The organism is Gordonia sp. CPCC 205515 (assembly GCF_048537925.1).
In the GTDB taxonomy this organism is placed as follows: domain Bacteria; phylum Actinomycetota; class Actinomycetes; order Mycobacteriales; family Mycobacteriaceae; genus Gordonia.
This window is the reverse complement of record NZ_JBCLVJ010000014.1, coordinates 1-24,361: the sequence shown is the minus strand read 5'-3', so window position 1 is coordinate 24,361 and position 24,361 is coordinate 1. Positions and strand designations below refer to the sequence as shown.

Below are 24,361 nucleotides of genomic sequence, written 5' to 3'. Positions count from 1 at the left end.
CATGGCCGACGCATCCATCGAGAACGCCGGACTGCTCATCGTCGACAAGGACGCCGGCATGACCAGCCACGACGTCGTGTCCCGATGCCGAAAGCTGTTCAACACCAGACGAGTCGGGCATGCGGGCACCCTGGACCCGATGGCCACCGGCGTGTTGGTGATCGGCATCGAACGCGCCACCAAGCTGTTGGGCCTGCTGTCGCTGACCACCAAGTCCTACAGCGCCACCATCCGGCTCGGTGCCAGCACCGACACCGACGACCGCGAGGGTGAGATCCTCACCCGCACCGACGCGTCGCATGTCACCGACGACCAGATCGCCGCCGGCGTCGCCGATCTCACCGGCGACATCCAGCAGGTGCCCGCGAAGGTCAGTGCCATCAAGGTCGACGGCCGGCGCGCGCACAACCTGGTGCGGGCCGGAGCCGAGTTCGACCTCGAGGCGCGGCCGGTGACGGTGTCCCGCTTCGATATTCGTGAAACACGGAGGGAGGACGCCTACATCGACCTCGACGTCGAGGTCGACTGCTCCTCGGGCACCTACATCCGTTCCCTCGCCCGCGATCTCGGCGCAGCCCTCGGCGTCGGCGGCCACCTGACCGCGCTGCGGCGCACCGCCGTCGGACCGTTCACCCTGGAACACACGCGGCGACTAGAGGATCTGACCGACGGACCCGAACTGTCGCTGACCATCGACGAGGCGGCGAAACTCTCGTTCCCGCATCGGGATATCGATGACGACGAAGCCGAGTCGATCAGTCAGGGCCGCTGGCTGACGCCGGTCGGTCGCAAGGAGGTCTACGTCGTCATCGATCCGGCCGGGCAGGCGATTGCGTTGGTGCAGGAGAAGGGGAGACGTGCCGGTTCGGTGATGGTGGTCCGGCCGGCGACGTTGCGCTGACTACTCGTCACCCGCGCGATTCGGTCTCGGTACGCCACTCCCGATCTGGACGCGCGACCCACGCAACAAACTCCCGCAACAGATTTGACGGCGCCCTATCCTTCGGCCAGGCCAACGCCACCACGGTCGGTTCCGGCAGTGGGGACAGATCCTTGACCACCACGCGCCGTCCTTCGTGGGTGAGATCGTTGACCGGCCGGTTCACCAGCACGGTGTAGCCGAGTCCGCGCCCGACCATGGACCGCGCCAGTTCGTAATTGGCGGTCGCATAACGGATCACCGGCCGTACGCTGGCGGCGGCCATCAGCGCCAGGGTGTTCTGCCACGCCGGTTGGACGTCGAACTGGATGAATGGTTCGTCGGCGAGGTCGGTCAGCGACACCGAGTCCGCCTCGGCGAGACGGTGATCGGCCGAGAGCAGGACGTGCGCGCGCAGCTCGTAGAGCGCCTCGGTCTGCACCGGTCCGTAGATGTCGCGGTGGTAGAGGATCGCGACGTCGGCGCGGCCCTCGTCGAGGGCGTGCAGCAATTCGTCGCCGGAGCCCTCCAGGAAGTCGAGTCGCACGGCGGGGTGCTGCCGGGTGAAACCGTCGATGATGCCGGGGAGAAGCGACGCCGACAACGTCCGATAGATGCCGAGCACCAAGTGTCCGGAGAGTCCCTCGGTGTCGTCAGGGTTGAGATCGGCGGCGGCCGCGAGCACCGCGCGGGCGCGGGGGAGCAGGGCGCGTCCGGCGGTGGTGAGCGTGACGCCGTGAGCGCGTCGTCGAACCAGCAGTTCCTCGCCCAGGTGTTTCTCCAGCTCACCGAGCGCGCCGCTGACCGCCGACGGCGAGGCGTGCAGCGCGTCGGCGGCGTGCGCGATGGTCGCGTACTCGGCGACCGCGACGAAACACTCGAGTTGACGCAGCGTGAAGTCCGGCATTGCACGATTCTCCCGTGGATATTGCGCGCTTTTACGCGTTTTACACGAGGTTACCGCGGTGGTGAACTGTTGTAGACGCCACAGAACGCGGAGGCAAGAGATGACCAGCACAGTGCACAGCGTGGAAGCCGGCGGGACGGCGGTCGCCGACTGGATCACCCTCGACGACCTCGACCGCGATCCGTTCCCGATTTACGCCCGACTCCGGCGCGAATCCCCGGTCGCCTTCGTGCCGGTGGCCGGACGCTACTTCGTCACCCGCTACGACGACGTGCACACCGTCGACCACGACCCGGACACCTTCACCGCGAACGAGGCCGGCTCGCTGATGAAGCGGTCGATGGGACATTCGATGTTGCGCAAGGACGATCCCGAACACGCGGTCCAGCGCGCTTCCTACGGCGGCGTGCTGAAACCCAAAGCGATCAAACAGCTCTGGAATCAGCGGTTCGAGGAGAACTTCGAACGCTTCTTCGCCGAGTTCGTCGCACGTGGTCCGGGCGCGTGCCTGGTGCGTGACTTCGCCGCACCATACGCGGCCGAGAACCTGCGCGTGGTCATGGGATTCGACAACGCCACCCACGAGGACATGCTGCGGTGGAGTCAGACGCTGATCAACGGCACCGGCAACTACGCCGACGACCCGTCCGTCTGGGCGCTGGCCGAAACCTCCTACAGCGAGGTGAACGACGCGCTCGACGAAATGATCACCCGGTTCCGCCGCGAACCCGACGGATCGCTGATCTCCCACATCGTGAACAGCGGTGCACCCGAGGTGACGCTCGAGGACACCCGCGCCAACCTCAAGATGTCGATCGGCGGTGGCATCAACGAGCCCCGCGACGCCCTGACCACCACGGTGTGGGCCTTGCTCGAACGGCCGGAACAGCTTGCCGCCGTGCGTGAGCAGGGACGCTGGAAGGATGCGTTCGAGGAGAGCGTGCGGTGGGTCGCACCGATCGGCATGTACCCGCGGCAGACTACCCGCGAGGTGGAACTCGGCGGCATCACCCTGCCTGCCGGTGCCAAGCTCGGGGTGGTGGCGCTCAGCGCGAACCGCGACGAGACCGTCTTCGAGAACCCCGACGAGTTCGACGTGTTCCGGCCGAAGAAGCCGCATCTGGGATTCGGTGGGGGAGCACACTTCTGCGCCGGCGCCTGGGTGGCCCGCGCGCAGGTCGCCGACATCGCGCTGCCGCGCCTGTTCGAACGTCTACCCGACCTGCGGCTCGATCCGCAGCAGCCACCGGAGATCGGCGGCTGGGTGTTCCGCGGCATGACGTCGCTGCCCGTGCACTGGTAGCCCACCGAAACCAATTCAAGGAGAAGAACAATGGCACTCATCACCTATCAGCACGCCGACGGCTCCACCGACGAGATCCAGGCCGCCGAAGGTATCTCGGTGATGCGGGCGGCGCTGACCAACGGCGTCGCAGGCATCGTCGGCGAATGCGGAGGCCAGGCGATGTGCGCCACCTGCCACGTCTACGTGCCCGATCAGCAAGGGCTACCGGAACTCTCGGAAGACGAGGACGAGATGCTCGACTGCGCAGCCGACGAGCGGACCGACCAATCCCGGCTCGGCTGCCAGTTGGTGTGCGGTGAGCATTTCGCCGACCTCACCGTACGGGTCCCGCAGGTGCAGGTGTGAACACGCCCGGAGTGGTCATCGTCGGCGCGGGCCATGCCGGCGTCGAGACCGCCGATGCGCTGCGGCGGGCAGGCTTTGGCGACCCGATCACCATCATCGATGGTGCCGCCCACCAGCCGTATCAGCGGCCGCCGTTGTCGAAAGACTATGTGCGGCAGAGCGCTACCGCCGAGCCGCTGCCGCTGCGGCCGGACACCTCCTATGCTGACAACGACATCACCCTACGGTTCGGGTCCCAGATGCATCGGATCGACCGCGTAGAACAGGTGGTGCACCTGCGCGACGGCTCCCGGGTGCCTTACGACGACCTGGTCCTCGCCACCGGTGCCAGGGCGCGGCACTTACCCAGTCCGGGAGGCGAACTCCGCGGCATCCACCACCTGCATACCCTCGACGACGCGGAGCAGCTCCGGACAGCGATCGACCACGCGACACGGGTGGTGGTGATCGGCGCCGGTTTCATCGGACTCGAGTTCGCCTCCGCCGCAGCCGGACGCGGGATCGATGTCACGGTGCTCGATGTCGGCGACCGCCCGATGGCGCGGGTGCTGACGCCGGAGATGTCGGCAGTGTTCGCCGAAGCACATACCACTGCGGGCGTCCGCCTGGAGTTCGGCACGGCACCAATCGAATTCGAGGGAACCGACGGACAGGTCACCGCGGTGGTGGACGACCGCGGCCGACGACACGCCGCCGACCTCGTGGTGGTCGGTATCGGTGTGCGGCCGAACACCGAGTCCGCCGAGGCATCCGGTCTGGCGACCGACAACGGCATCGTCGTCGACGAGTATCTGCGCACCGACGATCCGCACGTCTACGCGATCGGGGACTGCGCGGCCTACCCGAATACGCATGCCGGCCGCCGGATGCGGCTCGAGGCAGTGCAGAATGCCACCGACCAGGCCCGTTGCGTCGCGGCCACGATCGCCGGTGACCCGACGCCGTATACGGCGGTGCCATGGTTCTGGACGATCCAGCATGGTCGGAAACTGCAGATCGCCGGCTTCACCGACACCGTCACCGAGACCGTGGTCGTCGGTGACCGGTCGGCCGGAAAGTTCAGTGCGCTGGGCTTCGCGAACGGGCGATTGGTCAGCGTCGAGAGCGTCGGTGCGCCCGCGGACCATCTCGCCGCCCGTAAGCTTCTGGCGCACCGCCGTCGGTGACGCCGGAGGACGCGCGGGCACCCGGATTCACCCTGAAGGGGAGTCTTGCGGCCCTCGCCACCGCGACAGCGGGGCGCTAAATTCAACGAGGTTCTCGACGACGAGACCCACGAAGGAGGCGTCGTGTCCCAGGCTCTGCTGCGGTCGACGACGCCGGTCGTGCAGCCGCCGGTCGCCTTCGCGACGGAGTCCGTGGTGGCCTGGCAGCGAGTGGTTTCGAGATCCTTCGTGCCGCTCATGGTCGACGATCTGTCCGACGACCATTTCGCCGGCACCATCCGCGGGCGCGTCGTCGACGACGTGTTCTTCTCGCGACTCAAGGTCACACCGCACGAGGTTCATCGGACGCGGTCGCTCATCGACGTCTCCGAGCGGCTGTTCTACAAGATCACCCTGATGATCAACGGCACGGGCGTGCTGACCCAGGACGGCCGCACCGCGGTCATGCTGCCCGGCAGCATCACCGTCTACGACACCGCACGGCCCTACAGTCTCCGGTTCGTCGGTGACATGGATGCGGTGATCATCATGTTCCCGCGAGATCTGGTGGAGCCCAGCCCCGATCACGTGCGGGCAATCACCGCCATCACGCTCGGTAGGGAGGAGAGCCTGACACGTCTGGTTACGCCGCTGCTGACCGAGATCTCCAGCGACTTCGCCTCGCTCGAAGGACCGGCGGCCACCCGCGTGGTGCACACCACCGTCGACCTGATCTCGGCGCTGTTGAGTACCGCCGCCCTGAGCCGGGCCACCGAATCCGACCCCGGACACCTGGCGCTGATGCTGCGGATCAAGGACTATATCCTCGCCAATCTCGGTGACAGCGAACTGAACCCGGATGCGGTGGCGAAATCCGCCTACATCTCGACGCGGCATCTGCATGAGCTGTTCCGGCAGCAGGGGACCACGGTGTCGGCATGGATCCGCGACCAGCGACTCGACGCCATACGACGCGAACTCGGCGACCCGATGCATGCGCACCGGGCGATCGCCGAGATCGCGTCGCAGTGGGGTTATCCGGATGCCTCGCACTTCTCGCGGACGTTCCGCGGCCACGTTGGCATGTCGCCCAGCGCTTTTCGGCGGGCGGCGCTCAGGAAGTAACGAGTTCGGGCGGACGTGCGCCGAGTGCGGCGTGCCGGGCGATGGCCTCGTCGACGCGTGCCGGGGTGGCGACCATGTCGCCGTTGCGATGTGGGTGACTGAAGTTCTCGGTGAACTCGTCGCACAGTGTACGCATCTGCGACATCGCGCCGAGCAGTTTCTGCAGGTGCGGCGGGGTGGGGGTCTCGATCATGGTGTTCACCCAGGTACTCAGGCCATCCACCCGTTCCCGACGCCGCAAGGCCACCTTCTGCGCGAATCGCTCGTCGACGATGCCGTCCTCGATGATCGCGTCCGCGGCCACCTGCGCTTCGAACGACGCGGAGTTGGCGCCCTGCCCGGTCACCGGATCGACGGTGGCGTGGGCGTCGCCGAGCGAGAGGACCACGGTGCCGTCGTCGAGGAGGCGATAGTCGTCGCGGACCACGGGTCGTACCGCGCCCTGCAGGATGTCGCCGGGTTGCATCAGCTGGAAGCGGGACTGGTCGATGCGCTCGTACACGGTCGGGTGATGGATCTTGAGCTTGTCGAGCAGTAGCTGTCGGTAGGCGTCGGGATCGTCGGATTGCTTCTGCGTCATGAGGATTTCCAGGTCGCCGCCGGGCACGTTCTCGCACAGCAGGGCGCTGGCCCAGCCACCGAATGTGGTGATCGGCAGGTCGAGGAGTTCACCGTGGCCCGGCGAGATGCTCATCGTGACCGCCCGCGGATCGGTCTGCTCGACACCGTCCCAGAAGCCGACGGCCAAGTGGCGCTGCGGTTTTGCGTATGGCGACACGTCCGGTCGCTCGCCGAAGTACTCGCCGAACGACCGCTTTCCGGCGGCCACGACGACGAGATCGTGTGCCGCGCCCAGTTTCTCGAAGTCACCCGGCTCGACGTTGCGCTGTTCGATGGTGCCGCCCCGGTTCTCGTATTCGGCCATCAGCCGCGGCAGATAGATGCGGTAGTCGAGCACACGCGACGGGCGCAGGAAATCTCCGCGGAACACCGGCGGACCGTCCGGCACGTTGAGGTGGTGGAAGTGCACCTGATAGCCGTATTCCTCGGCCGGCCAGAAGTTCACGCCCATCGCCTCTTCACGGGCGATCGTCGGGGCGTGATGCGACACGCTGTTCTGCGGACGACCCGAGGCCACCTCGTCGGCGGTCTGGTTGGTGTAGATCCGGGTCGATACGCCCGCCTGCTGCAGCAACAGCGCGAGGTGCAGGCCGGCGGTGCCGGCCCCGATGATCCCGATGTCTGGCATGTTGACTCCTCGTGAAACGCGCGCCGGGTGGCGCTGCGACGTCCTCGTCGGTAGGCAACATCGTGAACCCGTGAGGACCGTCACGGGAGGGGTTTGTCTATGAGTGCACTCACAGACAGGATCTGCGCGCCCAGTGTCAACTCGCGCTGGTGACGGGTGCCCGACCTCTGGTTCCTGGCCGCACGAGTCTGTGCAATCCGCGCACGGCAGTGGTCCGGGTCATCGAACCCGTTGTCGGCCCGCGTCGGTGCATCTAACGTCGCCGCTACACACGCTCCGCCAAAACCGTTGGGCGGAACGAGCACTCGAGGAGACGCGATGACCGTGACCGCCGATCAGCCCACCGCGGCCCAGATCTTCCGGAGCAGCCTGGGTCGCTTCGCCACCGGTGTGGCCGTCGTGACCTTCGACGGACTCGTCGACGGCGGGGTGAAACGCCATGGCCTGACGGTCAACTCCTTCACGTCGGTGTCGATGGACCCGCCGCTGGTGCTGGTGTCCATTCAGCAGTCGGTGCGCGCCCACGCCCTCCTGTTGGACCGGCCGTTCACCGTCAACGTCCTCGGGGCCGAGCAGCGCGACACCGCACTGCATTTCGCCGGCCGCCCGAACGACGATCCGCGGTGGGTCGAGGGCGTCCACGCGCCGCGGCTCACCGACGCGGCATCGTGGTTCGAGTGCATGCCGTGGGCGCAATACGACGGCGGCGACCACACGCTGTTCGTCGGCAAAGTGGAGAACTTCGCTCACCGACGTGGTGACTGCCTCGGGTTCGTCGACGGTGGGTTCGTCACGATTCCCGATGTCGGCGTGTGAGCGCGTTTCGACTCGCGTCAGGCTCGCTGCGCGAGCGTGTCGCGGCTCAACGAGCGGAGGGGCTCAGGAAGATCGCGCGGGCGGCCACGTCGCCGAGATCGAGGTTGGTGTTGCCGTCGACCGAGATGGAGATGGTCCCGGCGAACGGACGCTTCTCGACGACGGTGATCTCGCAGTCGAGCGCGACGCCCACCTCGTCGAAGTATCGCAGCATTTCCGGATCGGTGTCGGAAATCCTTGCGACACGACCGCTTTGGGCGATCTCCAGGTCGGCGAGCGGAGTGACCTCGGGGCTGGGGACCGAGCCGTCGAGCGCCGGGATCGGGTCGCCGTGCGGGTCGCGGTCGGGGTAGCCGAGCTTGGCGTCCAGTCGCGACATCAGCCGGTCGGAGACCGCGTGCTCGAGGATCTCCGCCTCGTCGTGCACTTCATCCCACCCGTAGCCGAGTTCGCGAACGAGGAAGGTCTCCAGGAGCCGATGTCGTCGGACCATCAGGATCGCCGCGGTGCGGCCCTCGTCGGTGAGGGTGACCGCGCCGTAGCGTTCGTGCGAGACAAGGCCTTGGTCGGCGAGCTTCTTGATGGCCTCCGACGCCGTCGACGCCGATACACCGAGTTTCTCGGCAAGCATCTTGGTGGTGACCTTGACGTCGGCCCATTCCTGGCTGGTCCAGATCACCTTCAGATAGTCCTGGGTGACCGACGACAGCGCGGTCACCGGACGGTCGGCACTCGATCCGGGGTTGGCGGCCGCCGACTTGGCAGCAGCGACCGAGCGCGTTTGGGGCATGAATTGAGCTTAAGCCATAAGCGGGGAATCTCTCTCCACCTGCATGCGTGGTCGGTGTGGGCGCGGTGCGCGTCCGTCACCGGTTGTTCACGAGGCTTGAGGGCGAACGAAACACGACGTTCAACAAGGCAGGCGGAGGTGGTCAGTGGGGCTGGTGGGTCGTAGGCTAAGGCCCGTGTTGCGTTGGCGAGGTCTCGAGGACATCCCCGCGGACTGGGGCAGATGTGTGGTCACCATTGGCGTTTTCGACGGCGTGCATCGGGGACATGCACAGCTGATCAATGCCGCGACGACGGCGGCGAAGGCGCGCGGCGTGCCGTCGGTGCTGATGACCTTCGATCCCCATCCGTCCGAAGTGGTACGGCCCGGATCGCATCCGCCGCAACTGACGACGCTGACCCGGCGGGCCGAACTCGCCGAGGAACTCGGCATCGACGTTTTTTGCGTGATGCCGTTCACCCCAGAACTGGCAGCACGCTCACCCAAGGACTTCGCCCACGACATCCTGGTCGAGACGCTGCACGCGGCCGACGTGGTCGTCGGCGCCAACTTCACCTTCGGCAAGAAGGCGGCCGGTGACGTGCCGAAACTGACCGAACTCGGTAAGAAGTTCGGCTTCGAAGTGCAGGCCATCTCTCTGTTCGGCGAGCACGCGGTGACGTTCTCGTCGACCTATATCCGGTCGTGTGTGGCCGCCGGCGACGTCGAACGGGCCACCGAGGCGCTCGGCCGGCCGCATCGCGTGGAGGGCGTCGTCGTCCGCGGTGACGGTCGTGGCCGCGAACTCGGGTATCCGACCGCCAACGTCGCCCCACCCATGTACGCCGCGATCCCCGCGGACGGGGTCTACGCGGCCTGGTTCACCGTGCTCGGCGCCGGTCCGGTGGTCGGGCAGGTGGTGCCGGGGGAGCGGTATCAGGCTGCGGTGTCGGTCGGCACCAATCCGACTTTCTCCGGACGGACCCGCACCGTCGAGGCCTTCGTCCTCGACACCAGCGCCGACCTCTACGGCCAGCACGTGGCGGTCGATTTCGTCGCCCGCATCCGCGGCATGGTCGACTTCGCCGACATCGACGACCTGATCACCGCGATCGGCGACGACGTCGACAAGACCCGAGCGTTGCTCGCCGCCGACGAGGCGTGACCTGCGACGATTTGGGTCCAACCGCTGCTGCTGGTAAATTGGCTCCTCGGCGTTGCTGCAGTCCGCGGTGGCGCGCCCGGAGCTGTGTACGCGGAACTGAAATAACGGGAGTATCTCCATGGCATTGACTGCCACCCAGAAGAAGGAAATCCTCAGCGAGTACGGGCTGCACGAGACCGACACCGGTTCGCCCGAGGCGCAGGTCGCGATGCTGACCAAGCGCATCACCGACCTCACCGAGCACCTCAAGACCCACAAGCACGATCACCACAGCCGTCGTGGTCTGCTGCTGCTGGTCGGCCGTCGTCGTCGTCTGCTCAAGTACGTCGCCAAGGTCGACATCAACCGCTACCGTTCGCTCATCGAGCGCCTCGGTCTGCGTCGCTGATCGACTACCGACTTCTCGGCCGTCCCCGCATCACGCGAGGGCGGCCTTGTCGTATATGTAGGTCGTTGTTTATGCAGGTCGGGCCGCAATGATAAGCTGGACAACGACCGTTGCCGTGATAGTCCTGCTGGACGTGTGAGAACGAGCAGATCGGTCCTCGGTAGTGGCCGCCGGACCAGGGGTGCATCCACCCACATTCCGGCCGCTTCGATCGAAGGCCGTCTGCAGCACAACATCGGCGCGCCACAGGCTTGCGCGCCCGCACGACCGGCAATTCTTTACGGCTCCTGTCTGGGTCGGCCATCTGCACCAGCAGTCGTCGCCGCAGTTGTGTTGCGTCACCGATGTGACCGCAGCGCGCCGCGTGCCGATCAGGGCCGACCCGCTCCACCACCGCATCGTCGACGTCGACGATGCGACACGAAGGGATTTCACCACTCACATGACAGATGTGACCACCGAGCAGAACATCGATTCTGCCGACTACGACGAAGATGACGCCATCACCGAGGCGACCGCGATCATCGACAACGGGAGCTTCGGCACCCGCACCATCCGCTTCGAGACCGGACGTCTCGCCCTGCAGGCCGCCGGCTCGGTCGTCGCGTACCTCGACGAGGAGTCCATGCTCCTGTCGACCACCACGGCATCCAAGCAGCCCAAGGAGCACTTCGACTTCTTCCCGCTGACCGTCGACGTCGAAGAGCGCATGTACGCCGCCGGCCGCATCCCCGGCTCGTTCTTCCGCCGCGAGGGCCGCCCCTCGACCGACGCGATCCTCACCTGCCGCCTCATCGACCGTCCGCTGCGCCCGACCTTCGTCGACGGCCTGCGCAACGAGATCCAGGTCGTCGTCACCGTGATGTCGCTCGATCCCAAGGATCTCTACGACGTCGTCGCCATCAACGCGGCATCGGCCTCCACCCAGCTCGCCGGCCTGCCGTTCTCCGGCCCCGTCGGCGGCGTGCGCGTCGCGCTCATCCCGACCGAGGAGAACAAGGCCGGCCAGTGGGTCGCGTTCCCGACCGTCGAGCAGCTCGAAGGCGCCGTGTTCAACATGGTTGTCGCCGGCCGCATCGTCTCCGGTCAGGGCGATACCGCCGACGTCGCGATCATGATGGTCGAGGCCGAGGCCACCGACAACATCCTGGAGATCCTCGCCGGCGGCGCGCAGGCACCGACCGAGGCGATCGTCGCCGAGGGCCTCGAGGCCGCCAAGCCGTTCATCGCTCGTCTCTGCGAGGCGCAGAAGTCGCTCGCCGAGGCCGCGGCGAAGGAGACCGGGCAGTTCCCGCTGTTCCCGCCGTACGAGAGCGACGTCTACGACGCCGTTGCCGCCGCTGCGACCGATCGCCTCAGCGAGATCCTCACCATCGCCGGCAAGCAGGAGCGCGACGAGCGGACCGACGAGCTCAAGGCCGACATCCTCGCCCAGCTCGGTGGACAGTTCGAGGGCCGCGAGAAGGAGATCGGCGGTGCGTACCGCTCGCTGACCAAGAAGCTGGTCCGCCAGCGGATCCTGACCGACCACTTCCGCATCGACGGCCGTGGCATCACCGACATCCGGTCGCTCTCGGCCGAGGTCGCGGTGATCCCGCGCGCCCATGGCTCGGCGCTGTTCGAGCGTGGCGAGACCCAGATCCTGGGTGTCACCACCCTCGACATGGTCAAGATGGCCCAGCAGATCGACTCGCTCGGACCGGAGAAGTCCAAGCGGTACATGCATCACTACAACTTCCCGCCGTATTCGACCGGTGAGACCGGTCGCGTGGGTTCGCCCAAGCGTCGCGAGATCGGCCACGGAGCGCTCGCCGAGCGCGCCCTGGTGCCGGTGCTGCCGAGCGTCGAGGAGTTCCCGTACGCCATCCGTCAGGTCTCGGAAGCGTTGGGCTCCAACGGTTCCACCTCGATGGGTTCGGTGTGTGCGTCGACCATGTCGCTGCTCAACGCCGGTGTGCCGCTCAAGGCCCCGGTCGCGGGTATCGCAATGGGCCTGGTGTCCGACACCATCGACGGTGAGACCCGCTACGTCGCACTGACCGACATCCTCGGCGCCGAAGATGCCTTCGGCGACATGGACTTCAAGGTCGCCGGCACCAAGGACTTCGTCACCGCGCTGCAGCTCGACACCAAGCTCGACGGCATCCCGAGCCAGGTGCTCGCCGGTGCGTTGAGCCAGGCCAAGGACGCGCGGCTGACCATCCTCGACGTGATGGCCGAGGCCATCGACGAGCCGGACGAGATGAGCCCGTACGCGCCGCGCATCACCACCATCAAGATCCCGATGGACAAGATCGGTGAGCTCATCGGGCCCAAGGGCAAGACGATCAACGGCATCACCGAGGACACCGGCGCCAACATCTCGATCGAAGATGACGGCACCGTGTTCGTCGGCGCCGCCGACGGCCCGTCCGCGCAGGCGGCCATCGACCGCGTCAACGCGATCGCCAACCCGCAGCTGCCCAAGGTCGGCGAGCGGTTCCTCGGCACCGTCGTCAAGACCACCGCGTTCGGTGCGTTCGTCTCGCTGCTCCCCGGTCGCGATGGCCTCGTGCACATCTCGAAGCTCGGTAAGGGCAAGCGCATCAACAAGGTCGAGGACGTCGTGAGCGTCGGCTCCAAGCTCCGCGTGGAGATCGCCGACATCGACGACCGCGGCAAGATCAGCCTCGTCCCCGTCGACGAGGAGGCTGCGGCCGACGCGCCCGCCGAAACCGTGGGAGCCGACGCCTGGGGGTGGCCGGACCCACACCCGCGTGGTCCCCCCCCCGCGGCTTCTCCCGACGGGGCTTCACTTCTACCCACGGACGGAGGAGTCGTGAGCCCAGCGACCGCGACGACGCTGCTGCGTGGTCATCCGCCGTTCGACGCGCTCACCGACGAGCAACTCGCCGGTCTGCTCGAGCGCGCAGAGAATCACCAGTTCGAGTCCGGGGCAACTATTTTCGACGGCTACTCCACTCCGGCCGATGCGATCTACGCGGTCATCTCCGGGCAGGTGGAGCTGTTCAACATCGGCGCCGACCAGGGCGAGGCCGACGAGACCCTGGGTCCGGGAGGGGTTTTCGGCTACTCGTCGTTGTTGACGAAGACTCTGGTCGGGCCGCGCGCGGTGGCTGCCGGGCCGGTCACCATCTGCCTGATCCCCGGGGATGCAGCACGATCGCTGTTCTCCGGTGTCCGGGGCGCGCAATTCGTCGCCGACAAGCTCACGGTGGCGCGCCGCCGCGATGCGCAGACCCACACGCAGGGGACCGTCGATGCGCTCATCGTGAGCGCACCGGTGATCGGTAGGGCCGACATGACTGTCGCCGACGCCGCCCGCCTGATGACCGACCGCCATCAGGAGTACGTCATCTTCGTCCGCGACGACGGTTACCGGGTCGTCACCGACGCCGACATCCGCGCCCGCGTCGTCGCCGCCGGACTATCGACCGACACCGTGCTCTCCGACGTCGTCGACGCCCCGGCCCGCGTTGTGTACCGCGACACCGCCGCGGCCGATGCGCTGACCGAGATCCTCGATCACGATCTCGCCGCCGTACCGGTCCTCGATCCCAGCGGTGTTGTCTGTGGGGTCGTGGGGCCGGCGGATTTCATTGCCGCACCGGCCGGTCCGTCGATGTCGCTGCGCCGTCAAGTGTCGCGCGCCGCCACCATCGACGACCTCGTTGCCAGCGGCGGCCGAGTGCCGTACCTGGTGGCCGACCTGCTGCGGCGCGGACAACCCGTCTACGAGGTGACCGCGCTGGCCTCCCTGGTCAACGACGCCATCGTGAGACGCGCCATCGAACTCACGCTGCGGAGTCATCCCGAGCTCGACCCGGCCGCGCTGACCTGGCTGTCGTTGGGCAGCAACGCCCGTCGTGAACCGGTGCTGGCCTCCGACGTGGATTCGGCCGTGTCGTTTGATGATTCGGTGACCGACGAGCAAATCGTCGGCTATCGGCAGGCGTTCGCCGAGGTCGACGAGGTCCTGCGGCGGGCGGGCATGGCCATCGACACCAACGGTGCGATCGCCTCGATGCCGTTGTTCGCCCGCACCCACGCGCAGTGGCGGGCGGCGGCTCGGCTGTGGTTGGGTGCGCCGCTGGAGAACAAGGGCATGATCTTCACGTCGTTGCTGCTCGACGGCCGGCCGATCTGGGGTGACCAAGGGCTCTCGGCGGTCGGCGAGGTGTTCGCCGACCTGCGCTCGCATCCGGGCACTTTGGGGCTGTTGTTGCAGGAGTCGTTGTCGCACAAGGCGCGACTGCGTTCGGTGCGCGACGTCCTCACCCGCCGCGGCGGCACCTTCGACATCAAACATCATGCACTCACCCCATTGGTGAACATCGCGCGGTGGGCCGCGCTCTCGGTGGGGTCCGGTGAACTCGGCACCCGTGGGCGCCTGATGGCGGCCGCGGGCAGCCCGATGATGCCCGCCGACTCTGCGCAGACCCTCGTCGAGGTGTTCGACGTGCTGCAGCGCGTGCGGCTGACCTATCAAGTGGCGCAATTCGATCGGGGTGAGCAGGTGAGCGATGTGCTGAACATGAAGCGGCTCTCGCCGCTGGATCGGAGTCTGGTGGCCCAAGCGGTACGCGAGATCACCGGGGTGCAGCGACGGATGACCAACATGAGTCACTACATGTCGATCGCCGAGTAGGACAGGTCGAAACACGATGTGTCTCATTCTTTTTGCGGTGGACACGCATCCAGACTTCGCGATCATTGTCGCCGCCAACCGTGACGAGTTCTACCGTCGCCGGACGCACGCGCTCGGGCGGTGGCCGGAGGCGCCGATCATCGGTGGCCGCGACGGCGAGGCCGGTGGCACCTGGCTGGGCTTGCATGCCGAGCGGACCTCCCGGATCGCGATGGTCACCAACGTGCGCAATGGATCACCCGCCGGGCCGGGTCCCCGGTCGCGGGGTGAGCTGCCGGTCGAGTTCCTGACGGGTGACGCCTCGCCGGAGGCTTTTGCTCAGACGTTGCCTCGTCACGCCGACGACTATGCTCCGGTCAACCTACTGGTCGCCGACGACGGAGAACTGTGGTGGGCCACCAACTTTCCGGAGCCGCAGGCGCAGCGGGTGGCGCCGGGTGTGCACGGTCTGTCCAACGGGGCACTGGACAGCAACTGGCCCAAGGTCACCGACGGACGCGACGCGCTGGCCGCGGTGGTCGGCGCCGACCGGCCCGACGGAACGGTGGAACCCTATCTGGAGTTGCTCGCCAACGACACCCGACCGGCGATCGACCGGTTGCCCGACACCGGGGTTCCGGCGCAGCGCGAGCAGGATCTGTCGCCGGTGTTCGTGCGGATGCGTGGTTATGGCACCCGGGCGTCGACGGTGCTACGGGTTGGTCGTAATGGCCACGGCGACATCACCGAACGTCGTTTCACCTATCGCGGGCGACAGCGGGGGACCACGACGGTGCGGTTCTGAGCGGTGTGCTTCTGAGGGTCAGCCACCGGCGATGATGCGCCTGGCGACGATCATCGCCCGGTCGATGGGGATCGCGAAACCGATTCCGATGTTGCCGGATTCGGGTCCACCGACGGTGGCGATCGCGGTGTTGACGCCGATGACGCGGCCGTCGAGGTCGGCGAGCGGACCGCCCGAGTTGCCGGGGTTGATCGACGCGTCGGTCTGCACGACCTGCTGGGTCGGACCCGCGGGACCGCCGAGGCTGGCCATCCGATCGACGGCACTGACGATCCCGGCGGTGACCGTGCTCGACAGACCCAGCGGTGAGCCCACGGCGATCACCGGCTGACCGACCAGAAGTGCTGAGCTGTCACCGATCTGACCCGACGGCGGACCCGTGCCGTCGAGTCGGATCACCGCGAGATCGACCGCCGGGTCGCGGCCGACGACCCGCGCGGTGCGTTGCTCGCCATTGGCCAGCTGCACCTCAACCGCGGCGGACCCGCCGACCACGTGCGCGTTGGTGAGCACATGGCCGGCCTCGTCGAAGGCGAAGCCGGAACCCCGCGCTGCGCCCGCCCGCACCTGCACGACACTGGGCATGAGTGCGGCCGCCGCGCGTCGTCCGTCGAGTACTCCCTGGCCGGTGCTGATCGACGACGGTGGTTGCGGCGCCGCCGATTCCAGCGCTACACCGGTGGCGACCAGACCGGCCGTCGCGCCGGCGATTCCGCCGAACACCAGGCTGGCCACGAACATCAGTGGGGCGCGGCGGGTGGCTGATCGTGGTTTCGGTTGCGGTGCTTGGTTTTCGTTGGTGCTGGTCGGTGGCGTCGGCAGAGTGGTGGGCGACGGTGGCGGCACAGTGGGTCCGCCGATACGGGTCGGGATCGATGTCCTGGGCGGCGCGGTGGTGGATGGGGGAGTCGGTGGAGCGACCACAAAGGCAGGCCCGGCGGGCCGGCCGAGGCCGGATGGTCCAGTTGCCATGACGATCAACCTTTCTCTACAGAAGTCGGGAGAACCAGCGCAGCGAGAACGCGGCTGCAACGAGACCGAACAGCAACGCGATACCCGCCACCCACGGCGTCACCTCGCGCTGTTCGGTGCGCCAGCCGATCGACGACCCGATGTCGCGGTAGACGTTGCGTAGCTCGTCGCGGTTCTCCGCTTCGTAGGCGGTGCCGCCGGTCGTGTCCGAGAGTTCCGCCAGCGCTTCGTGATCCACCGGCACCGGGATGGCGTAGCCGCCGGAGAGCAGCGTGCCCCACTCGCTGCCGTAGGCGATCGTGGACACCGGGACACCCGCATCGGAGGCCTGTTCGGCCGCAGCGGGAATCGCGGTGCCGCTGGTGTTGCTGCCGTCGGAGAGCAACACGATGTGCGCGGGCAGTTCCTGCTGGCCGGGCCCCACGGCGGCGCGGATCTGCTCCAGCGAGGCGAGGACCCCGTCCCCGATGGCCGTGCGGGACTGGGTGGTCACCATCCGCAGGCTGCGGCGCGCGGCGTCGTGATCGCCGTCGGCGGGATGGATGACGGTGGCCGACCCGGAGAAGGTGACCACCCCGACGTTGAACGTGTCGGGTAGTTGCCCGATGAAGTCGCCGGCGGCGTCGAGGGCGGCGGTGAGCCGATCCGGATCGACGTCGGTGGCGCGCATGGAATCCGAGGTGTCGATGGCGACCAGGATGGTCGCTCGCTCGTAGGGGACGCGCACCGGCATCTCGGGTCGCGCGACCGCGACTGCGGTGAGTCCGAGCGCGGCCAGCAGCAGTCCGGCCGGCAGATGTCGGCGCCACCGCGGGCGCTCCGGGATTGCTTTGTCCAGCAACGGCAATGCGGCGAAGCGGACGGCGTAACGGTCGCGTCGTCGCAGCATCACCAGGTAGGCGATGGCGAGCGCGGCGACCGGGATGAGGACGAGCAGTCCCCAGGGGAACAGAAAGGTCATCGTGGATGTGTCCTTGTATCGACGGCGGATCGGGCGGTGCGTCGTCGGATCTGGAGGAAAACGGCGAGGTCGCGCAGCCAGTCGCGGTCGGTGTCGACGGCCAGGTGCGCGGCGCCCGATGCGGCGATTGCGCGCCGGACGTCGTCGCGATGTGCGACGGCGGTGGCGGCGAACCGGTCTCGGATCGCCGGATCTGCCGTCCAGATCGACCGCTGCCGACCGGATTCCGGGTCGACGAGGGTGACCAGACCGACGTCGGGCAGCGCACTCTCCCGCGGATCGGTGACCTCGACGGCGATGACATCGTGGCGGGCGGCGAGCTGCCGCAATGGCGACTGCCATGCGAAGGGTGCGGCGAGACCATCGGCGGGCTCGAGGAAGTCGGTGATGACGACGCGTAACCCGGGACGACGATGTCGACGCGCGAAGGCGCGCAACGTCGCCGACAACGCGGGTGCGAAACCGGACCGCTGGTCATCGTCGCCGATCGAGCGGATCAGGCGGGCGGCCGCGAGCCGGGGACTGTCCGCGGCCGACCACGTGATCCCGGTGGCGCCCACCGTCGTCACGCCCAGGCGGTTGCCGGGGGCGTCGATGAGATGGGCCACCGCCCCGACTACCGCGACGGCGAGGTCTCGCTTCTCCTGGTTCGCGGTGCCGAACGCCATGCTGGGCGACAGGTCGAGGAGGATGCGGCAGTCGAGTTGGTTGTCGATGCGCGGTCGCCACACATGCAGCTCACCGGTGCGGGCGGTGATGTTCCAGTCCACGCGACGCACGTCCTCGCCCGGCTGATAGCGCACCACCTCCTCGCGGTCGAAGCCGGTGCCGAGCCGCATGCCCTCATGGTCGCCGGGCAGCAGCGCGTCGAGGCGGCGGCGCAACGTGAGGTCGAGGCCGCGGAGCGAGCCGGGCTGCTGCGGGTGGGTCACGACGCCAACTCGGCGTCGTCGGCGAGTTGCGGGGCCGGGATGTGGGTGACGAGCTGGTCGATGATCCAGCGGGCCGGGACACCGTCGGCGACCGCGTCGAAGGTGAGGACGAGACGATGGGCCAGCACGTCGGCGGCGATGTCCCGGACGTCGTCGGGCAGCACGTAGTCACGGCCGCGGATGAGGGCGAGTGCGCGGGCTGCGGCGAGCAGGCCGAGTGATCCGCGGGGGCTGACCCCGTACTCTAGTAGCGGAGCGAGGAATGCCACGCCGTAGGCCTCCGGGTCGCGGGTGGCCATCACCAGCCGGACGATGTAGTGGGCGAGGGTGTGATGGACGAAGACGTCCTCGGTGGCGCGCTGGAGGTCGGTGACGTCGGCGAGCGACAGGATCTGCCGCGCCCGAGGCGGTCGACCACTCATGCGGGAGAGGATCTCCATCTCGTCGAGTTCGGTGGGATGCCCGAGGTCGACCTTGAGGAGGAAGCGGTCGCGTTGGGCCTCGGGCAGGTGGTACACGCCGTCCGTCTCGATCGGGTTCTGGGTGGCCAGCACCAGGAACGGCTCGGGCAGGGGAAACGTCTGCCCACCGATGCTGACCTGCCGTTCGGCCATCGCCTCGAGCAGCGCCGACTGCACCTTGGCGGGTGCGCGGTTGATCTCGTCGGCGAGGATGAGGTTGCCGAACACCGGTCCGAGTTCCACCTCGAAGGACTCCGTCGACGGCCGCCACACACGGGTGCCGACGATGTCGGCGGGTAGCAGGTCGGGGGTGAATTGCAGCCGGCGGAACGTGCCGCCGACGACGTCGGCCGCGGTCCGCACCGCCAGGGTCTTGGCGATGCCGGGCACCCCCTCGAGGAGGACATGCCCGTTGGCGAGCAGTCCCACCAGCAGCCGTTCGAGCATGGCGTCCTGGCCGACGACGACCCTTTTCATCTCGAACAGGGCGGTCTGGATTCGTGCGGTGGTCGTGAGATCCGTTGTGTGGCTGTGCTCCTGCTCGATCGACGTGGGCAGGTCGGGTTGGTCGTCCGAGTGGGGGGAGGTCATGAGTCCACCGAAGCAGGCGAGGCCGAAAACCAGCAGAATCGTCGCCGAAAGACCAGCGAAAGCGCCGTGGCCGCGTCGATGCCACGCCGGTACGATCGGGGTATATGCGTGTGCTCATCATCGAAGACGAAGAGGGACTGGTCAGCGCCCTCCGCATCGCGTTGCAGCGTGAGGGTTACGCGGTGGACGCGGCGACCACCTACGCCGACGCGTGTGAACACTTGGCGCTCAACGACTACGACGTCGCGTTGGTGGACCTGACCCTGCCCGACGGCGACGGCCTGGAGTTGGCGTCCCGGATTCGTGGGCAATCGTTGCCGTGCCGGTCGGGACCCGACATGCGTATCGTGATCCTCACCGCGCTGGGCACGCTGCCCGACCGGGTGCGCGGATTGGATGCCGGTGCCGACGATTACATCGTCAAACCCTTCGCCATCGCCGAGTTGCGGGCGCGGCTGCGCGCCGTGCTGCGCCGCGAGGTGTCCGGCGAGACGTCGGTGCTCCGGGTCGGCCAGGTCACGCTGGATACCGCGCGGCAGACCGCGTTCCGGGGACGGCGCGAACTGGATCTGACGCTGAAAGAGTTTGCGGTGCTGCGGTTTCTGATGTCCCGACCCGACCATGTGGTGTCCGCCGAAGAACTACTCGAGCATGTGTGGGACGAGAACGCCGACCCGTTCACCCAGACCGTGCGGGTCACTGTCGGTAATCTGCGGCGCAAGCTGACCATCGACGACGAGTCGCCGATGCTGCAGACCCTGATCGGTCGCGGCTACCGGCTGCGGGTGCCGGCCGAGTCTGCGGAAACGGGTTGAGCCGGTGTGGTTTCCGAGCCTTCCGTTACCCGGCGTCGTGCGCACCGTACGGATGCGGCTCGCGCTGACCACCTCGATCTGGCTCTTCCTCATCAGCGGACTGATCCTGCTCGGCGTGTATGTTGCGCTGGCTGCGACGATCGATGCGCGCCAATTGGATCCGGTCACCGTCAAGCGATTCATGCGGAAGTCCGACGGCTCGCTGGTCTACAAGCCGGGGGAGTCCTTTCAGGCGGCCGATCTCGCGAGCGTGGAGCAGGCCGTCAACCAATCCACGCTCGAGACCCTGCGGAACTATTCGCTGATCGCGCTGGCGGTGATCTCGCTGATCAGCATCCTGGTCGGGTGGCTGGTCGCCGGACGGATGCTGCGGCCCATCGGCGAGATGACCGCGACGGCGCAGCGACTTCGTGCAAGTGACCTGTCCGAACGCATCCACGCCAGCGGTCCGCACGATGAGTTGCGCGTGCTGGCCGACACCCTTGACGACATGCTCGACCGCATCGACATCGCCTTCCGTGCCGAACGGGCCCTGGTCGCCGACGTGTCGCATGAGCTGCGCAATCCGGTCGCGGTGATCCAGGCCAATGTGGAGGCGGTGCTCGCCGACGACCGCGCCACGCCCGCCGAACGCAGCGACGCCATCGCGATCGTGTCCCGGCAGACCGCCCGAATGAGCCGACTCCTCGACGACCTGCTGGCCACCGCCCGGCGACGATCCGGCTCGTTCGCCGACGAACCCGTGCCGGTCGGTCGGTTCGTCGCTGACCTCGCCGCCGAGCACGCACTGCTGGCCGACGACCGCGGCAAACACATCGAGACCCGCGCAGCCGACGGGCCGGTGGTGTTCGCGGACCCGGAATCGTTGAGCCGCGCCGTCTCCAACCTGCTCGGCAACGCGCTGCGGCTCGCGCCCGACGATTCGACGATCACCCTCGGCGGCGGCAGCGTCGACGGCTGGGCGTGGATCGCGGTGGCCGATCAGGGACCGGGCATCGCCGATGCCGACCAGCAGCGCATCTTCGAACGGTTCCGGCGCGCCGACAACGGTGACACCGTGGAGGGACGACGCGGGTCCGGCCTGGGCCTCACCATCGCACGGCAGATCGTCGAGAGCCACGAGGGCCGGTTGGAGGTCCACAGCCGGCTCGGCGTCGGATCGACGTTCGTGATCTGGTTGCCCGACCGTGCCGCCGCTGCTCGGCCCGATCGGAGTGGCCGTCCGCCGGAGGGGAATCCGATGCAGTTCTAGGGTGAGTCTCCCCGGGGGTAATGCCAGGCCCTCCCTCGTACGCGGTGTGGTCATTACGGTGGGCTGCATGAGCGAATCCATGGAGTATCGCAATCTGGGTCGGACCGGAGTTCGGGTGAGTCCACTGTGTTTGGGCGCCATGATGTTCGGACCGTGGGGCAACGACGACGTCGACGACTCGGTGCGGATCATCCACCGCGCACTGGACGCCGGCATCAACTTCATCGACACCGCCGACGTCTACTCGGCGGGGGCGTCCGAGGAGATCGTCGGCAAGGCACTCAAGGGTCGTCGCGATGACGTCGTCCTCGCAACCAAGTTCTTCATGCCGATGGCCGACGATCCCAACGCCCTCGGAGGTTCCCGCAAGTGGATCATGCGCGAGGTGGAGAACTCGTTGCGGCGGTTGAACACCGACTACATCGACCTCTACCAGGTGCATCGCCCGGACCCCGGAACCGACGTGGAGGAGACACTCGGGGCGCTGAGTGATCTCGTGCACCAGGGCAAGGTCCGGATGATCGGCTCGTCGTCATACTCCGGCAGCCAGATCGTCGAGGCGCAATGGGTTGCGCGCGAACGGAATCTACAACGATTCGTCACCGAACAACCGCCATACTCGATCCTGGTGCGCGGCATCGAAGAGGACGTACTGCCGACCGCCCAGCGACACGGGATGGGCATCCTGACCTACAGCCCACTATCGGGCGGGTGGCTCTCCGGGCGGTTCCGCAAGGACGCCGACGCTGCACCGACATCCCGGATGCGTCCCGGCGCCCGCTTCGACATGTCGCGCCCGGCCAACCAACGCAAGCTCGACGTGGTGGAAGAGATTGTCGCGGTTGCCGAGTCCGCTGGATTGACCATGATCGAGCTCGCCATCGCCTTCGTCATCCGCCACCCCGCGGTCACCTCGGCGATCGTCGGTCCCCGCACGATGGAGCAGTTGGAGTCCTACCTGCCCGCGCTCGACGTCCGACTCGACGACGCGGTCCTCGACCGGATCGACGAACTCGTCGCCCCCGGTGTCACGATGAATCCCGACGACAACAGTTACGGGGCACACGAACTCACCGCTGCCGCGCGGCGGAGGCGGTAGGCGCGCTTATTCGTTGGTTGAGTCCTTCTCCGTTGGTGTCCTTCTCCCTTGGTCGAGTCATTCTTCAGTTGGTCGAGTAAGCCCGGCGACGAAGGAGCCGAGCGCATCGAGACCACCGCGCACACTCAAAGGACGCCCAAACCATCGTCACCCAATCTTGTCGGTACCCCCGGCTATAGTGGCTCTAGCAGGTCACACTGATGAAAGCTGCACACCGGCAACGGTTTCCGAGACCGTCGCCGACCCTATGATGACGAGAATTGCCTGCCTCCCGTTTCACCCTGTGATGTGGAAGGTGTTCGTCATGACAACCGCTACTGCTCCGTGCCCGGACCCGGTCGCCGAGCATCCTGAACCGATCGACGGTGCGGGCTACCTCGCCACGTTGACCGCGATCCGCGCGATGCTGTGGGACCTCCCTCCCGGCGGCAGCGGGCAGACCGGTCCGCAAGCCCTGGCGGCGATGACGGTGTTGATCGAGTTGCGCGCGATGATCGATCACCACGCCGCGGCCGGTGCCGCAACGCTGGATCGGTTGGGGGTGGCCCGTGACCGCACGGGCAAGACCGCCGCACTGTTGATGACGAAGGGCGTCGCACCCGCGGTCGCCTACCGCTGGCTGCGCATCGGTGCCGCGCAGTCGCAGGTGTCGCGACTACCCGGCTACACCGCTGACGGCGCGATCTCCGGTGAACATGCCGATGCCATCCTCTCCGGAATCACCCACGTCGAGCGTCGGGCACCCGACGGATTGTGTACGCAGGAGAAAGCCGAAGTGGAACGCACGTTGATCGCGCAGGCGATGTCAGGTGCCAGCCCGGTCGACATCGGGAAGAAAGCCCGAGAACTGGGCAACGATTACGCCGCCGAGACCGGTGGACTGCCCGCCGGGGAGGACCGCACGATCAACGAGTTCACCATCGGCCCCACCACCGACGGCCGGCTCACGGTGAAGGGTGATCTGGACACGGTGATCGGGGAGAAACTGACCGCGGCGATCGAATCGCTGAACACCCCACGCCCCGAACCCGACGGATCCGCCGATGCCCGCACCACTGGTGCTCGCAACGCCGATGCACTCGAAGCGATCCTCGATGCCGCCGCGGTCGCCGACACCAGTCTGGCCACCCCACCGAAGGTGCATGTCGACCTGGTGTTGCCGGCCACCACCCCGGAGAAGGCCAGGTTGTTGTGGCTGGGGACGATCACCCCGACGGTCACGAAGCTGCTGCTGTGTGACGCCGAGATCGCCGAGGTCGTCGTCGACGGACAGACCGTGCCGCTGCAGATGGGCACCACCCGACGCCGGTTCCCGCCGCATCTGCGGCGCGCGATCATCATCCGCGACCAGTGCTGCGTCAAGTGCGGGGCATCGGCGGGCCGCACCCACGTGCACCATGTGCAGTGGTGGAGCCAGGACGGGCCGACCGATCTGGACAACGGGTGTCTGCTGTGTCCGTCGTGCCACGCCTTCATCCACGCCACCGACTGGGACATCATCCTGGGCGCCGACCGGCACCCCTGGTTGATTCCACCAGCGGTCATTGACCCGCAACGACGACCGCTACCCGCCTACAACCGCCGCACCCTGACCCTCGACGACCCGATCGCCGCCTGAGGTCCACCGAACTTGTCGGGGGTCGGTGATACACCTGTACCGGGTGATCAGCCAGGGCAAGCGGCCGACACCCCACGACATCTGATGCGGGCTC

General features: G+C 67.4%; 21 protein-coding genes and 1 pseudogene. 15 read left to right on the top strand and 7 right to left on the bottom strand.

Features of this window, described 5'->3' with window-relative positions; all coding sequences use genetic code 11:
• Nucleotide 1: 1 nt before the first annotated feature.
• Entirely contained in the window at nucleotides 2-901 is a 900-nt protein-coding gene (gene truB / locus AAFP30_RS20980) for a tRNA pseudouridine(55) synthase TruB (protein ID WP_419231954.1), read from the top strand.
• A 7-nt stretch (nucleotides 902-908) separates the two neighbouring features.
• Here the strand turns inward: truB and AAFP30_RS20975 are convergent, their stop codons facing one another.
• Nucleotides 909-1,826: a LysR family transcriptional regulator gene (locus AAFP30_RS20975; protein WP_419231953.1), complete on the bottom strand. Its 918-nt coding sequence runs from the start codon at nucleotides 1,824-1,826 to the stop codon at nucleotides 909-911.
• A gap of 100 nt (nucleotides 1,827-1,926) precedes the next feature.
• Between AAFP30_RS20975 and AAFP30_RS20970 the strand changes: the two genes are divergently transcribed.
• The 4 genes from AAFP30_RS20970 (at nucleotide 1,927) to AAFP30_RS20955 (ending at nucleotide 5,747) form a co-directional block, all read left to right on the top strand.
• The gene (locus AAFP30_RS20970; RefSeq protein WP_419231952.1) at nucleotides 1,927-3,129 is read left to right on the top strand and encodes a cytochrome P450; all 1,203 of its coding nucleotides are present in this window, start codon (nucleotides 1,927-1,929) and stop codon (nucleotides 3,127-3,129) included.
• 30 nt (nucleotides 3,130-3,159) lie between these two features.
• Nucleotides 3,160-3,477 (top strand): 2Fe-2S iron-sulfur cluster-binding protein, encoded by a 318-nt coding sequence (locus AAFP30_RS20965; protein WP_419231951.1) that lies wholly within the window; start codon nucleotides 3,160-3,162, stop codon nucleotides 3,475-3,477.
• A complete protein-coding gene (locus AAFP30_RS20960) occupies nucleotides 3,474-4,643 on the top strand; it encodes an NAD(P)/FAD-dependent oxidoreductase (RefSeq protein WP_419231950.1) in 1,170 nt (389 codons plus the stop codon). Before AAFP30_RS20965 ends, AAFP30_RS20960 begins: the two co-directional genes overlap by 4 nt.
• A 123-nt stretch (nucleotides 4,644-4,766) precedes the next feature.
• Complete coding sequence (locus AAFP30_RS20955) at nucleotides 4,767-5,747, top strand: helix-turn-helix domain-containing protein (protein WP_419231949.1); 981 nt, start codon at nucleotides 4,767-4,769, stop codon at nucleotides 5,745-5,747.
• On the opposite strand, the gene AAFP30_RS20950 is transcribed toward AAFP30_RS20955, so the two are convergent.
• On the bottom strand, nucleotides 5,737-6,996 hold the full coding sequence (locus tag AAFP30_RS20950; RefSeq protein WP_419231948.1) for a styrene monooxygenase/indole monooxygenase family protein: 1,260 nt from the start codon (nucleotides 6,994-6,996) through the stop codon (nucleotides 5,737-5,739). The genes AAFP30_RS20955 and AAFP30_RS20950 overlap by 11 nt on opposite strands.
• Nucleotides 6,997-7,314: 318 nt before the next feature.
• On the opposite strand from AAFP30_RS20950, the gene AAFP30_RS20945 reads away from it, so the two are divergent.
• The gene (locus AAFP30_RS20945; RefSeq protein WP_419231947.1) at nucleotides 7,315-7,812 is read left to right on the top strand and encodes a flavin reductase family protein; all 498 of its coding nucleotides are present in this window, start codon (nucleotides 7,315-7,317) and stop codon (nucleotides 7,810-7,812) included.
• Between the two features lie 46 nt (nucleotides 7,813-7,858).
• On the opposite strand, the gene AAFP30_RS20940 is transcribed toward AAFP30_RS20945, so the two are convergent.
• Nucleotides 7,859-8,602, bottom strand: coding sequence for a metal-dependent transcriptional regulator (locus tag AAFP30_RS20940; RefSeq protein ID WP_419231945.1), 744 nt, complete (start codon nucleotides 8,600-8,602; stop codon nucleotides 7,859-7,861).
• A gap of 175 nt (nucleotides 8,603-8,777) precedes the next feature.
• On the opposite strand from AAFP30_RS20940, the gene AAFP30_RS20935 reads away from it, so the two are divergent.
• From AAFP30_RS20935 to AAFP30_RS20915, 5 genes and pseudogenes are all read left to right on the top strand, one after another.
• A complete protein-coding gene (locus AAFP30_RS20935; protein ID WP_419231944.1) occupies nucleotides 8,778-9,746 on the top strand; it encodes a bifunctional riboflavin kinase/FAD synthetase in 969 nt (322 codons plus the stop codon).
• Between the two features lie 118 nt (nucleotides 9,747-9,864).
• Nucleotides 9,865-10,134 carry a 30S ribosomal protein S15 gene (gene rpsO / locus AAFP30_RS20930; protein ID WP_419231943.1) on the top strand — a complete coding sequence of 90 codons (270 nt, stop codon included), beginning with the start codon at nucleotides 9,865-9,867 and terminating at the stop codon, nucleotides 10,132-10,134.
• Nucleotides 10,135-10,576: 442 nt separating this feature from the next.
• Nucleotides 10,577-12,865: pseudogene (locus AAFP30_RS20925) on the top strand (polyribonucleotide nucleotidyltransferase); the annotation flags it as partial.
• On the top strand, nucleotides 12,851-14,782 hold the full coding sequence (locus AAFP30_RS20920) for a putative nucleotidyltransferase substrate binding domain-containing protein (protein WP_419232076.1): 1,932 nt from the start codon (nucleotides 12,851-12,853) through the stop codon (nucleotides 14,780-14,782). The pseudogene AAFP30_RS20925 and the gene AAFP30_RS20920, both read left to right, overlap by 15 nt.
• Before the next feature lie 16 nt (nucleotides 14,783-14,798).
• Nucleotides 14,799-15,566 (top strand): NRDE family protein, encoded by a 768-nt coding sequence (locus AAFP30_RS20915; RefSeq protein ID WP_419231942.1) that lies wholly within the window; start codon nucleotides 14,799-14,801, stop codon nucleotides 15,564-15,566.
• 18 nt (nucleotides 15,567-15,584) lie between these two features.
• Here AAFP30_RS20915 and AAFP30_RS20910 read toward each other — a convergent pair whose 3' ends face one another.
• The 4 genes from AAFP30_RS20910 to AAFP30_RS20895 are packed head-to-tail and all read right to left on the bottom strand — an operon-like array spanning nucleotide 15,585 to nucleotide 19,483.
• Entirely contained in the window at nucleotides 15,585-16,538 is a 954-nt protein-coding gene (locus AAFP30_RS20910; protein WP_419231941.1) for a S1C family serine protease, read from the bottom strand.
• Between the two features lie 16 nt (nucleotides 16,539-16,554).
• Nucleotides 16,555-17,499, bottom strand: coding sequence for a VWA domain-containing protein (locus tag AAFP30_RS20905; RefSeq protein WP_419231940.1), 945 nt, complete (start codon nucleotides 17,497-17,499; stop codon nucleotides 16,555-16,557).
• A complete protein-coding gene (locus tag AAFP30_RS20900; RefSeq protein WP_419231939.1) occupies nucleotides 17,496-18,431 on the bottom strand; it encodes a DUF58 domain-containing protein in 936 nt (311 codons plus the stop codon). The genes AAFP30_RS20905 and AAFP30_RS20900 overlap by 4 nt, the downstream gene beginning before the upstream one ends.
• Nucleotides 18,428-19,483 (bottom strand): AAA family ATPase, encoded by a 1,056-nt coding sequence (locus AAFP30_RS20895; RefSeq protein ID WP_419231938.1) that lies wholly within the window; start codon nucleotides 19,481-19,483, stop codon nucleotides 18,428-18,430. The genes AAFP30_RS20900 and AAFP30_RS20895 overlap by 4 nt, the downstream gene beginning before the upstream one ends.
• Before the next feature lie 104 nt (nucleotides 19,484-19,587).
• On the opposite strand from AAFP30_RS20895, the gene AAFP30_RS20890 reads away from it, so the two are divergent.
• From AAFP30_RS20890 to AAFP30_RS20875, 4 genes are all read left to right on the top strand, one after another.
• Nucleotides 19,588-20,298, top strand: a complete 711-nt coding sequence (locus tag AAFP30_RS20890; RefSeq protein ID WP_419231937.1) for a response regulator transcription factor — start codon at nucleotides 19,588-19,590, stop codon at nucleotides 20,296-20,298.
• 4 nt (nucleotides 20,299-20,302) lie between these two features.
• Complete coding sequence (locus AAFP30_RS20885; protein WP_419231936.1) at nucleotides 20,303-21,550, top strand: sensor histidine kinase; 1,248 nt, start codon at nucleotides 20,303-20,305, stop codon at nucleotides 21,548-21,550.
• A 79-nt stretch (nucleotides 21,551-21,629) separates the two neighbouring features.
• Complete coding sequence (locus tag AAFP30_RS20880; RefSeq protein WP_419232075.1) at nucleotides 21,630-22,649, top strand: aldo/keto reductase; 1,020 nt, start codon at nucleotides 21,630-21,632, stop codon at nucleotides 22,647-22,649.
• 304 nt (nucleotides 22,650-22,953) lie between these two features.
• The gene (locus tag AAFP30_RS20875) at nucleotides 22,954-24,267 is read left to right on the top strand and encodes a DUF222 domain-containing protein (protein ID WP_419231935.1); all 1,314 of its coding nucleotides are present in this window, start codon (nucleotides 22,954-22,956) and stop codon (nucleotides 24,265-24,267) included.
• Nucleotides 24,268-24,361: the final 94 nt, after the last annotated feature.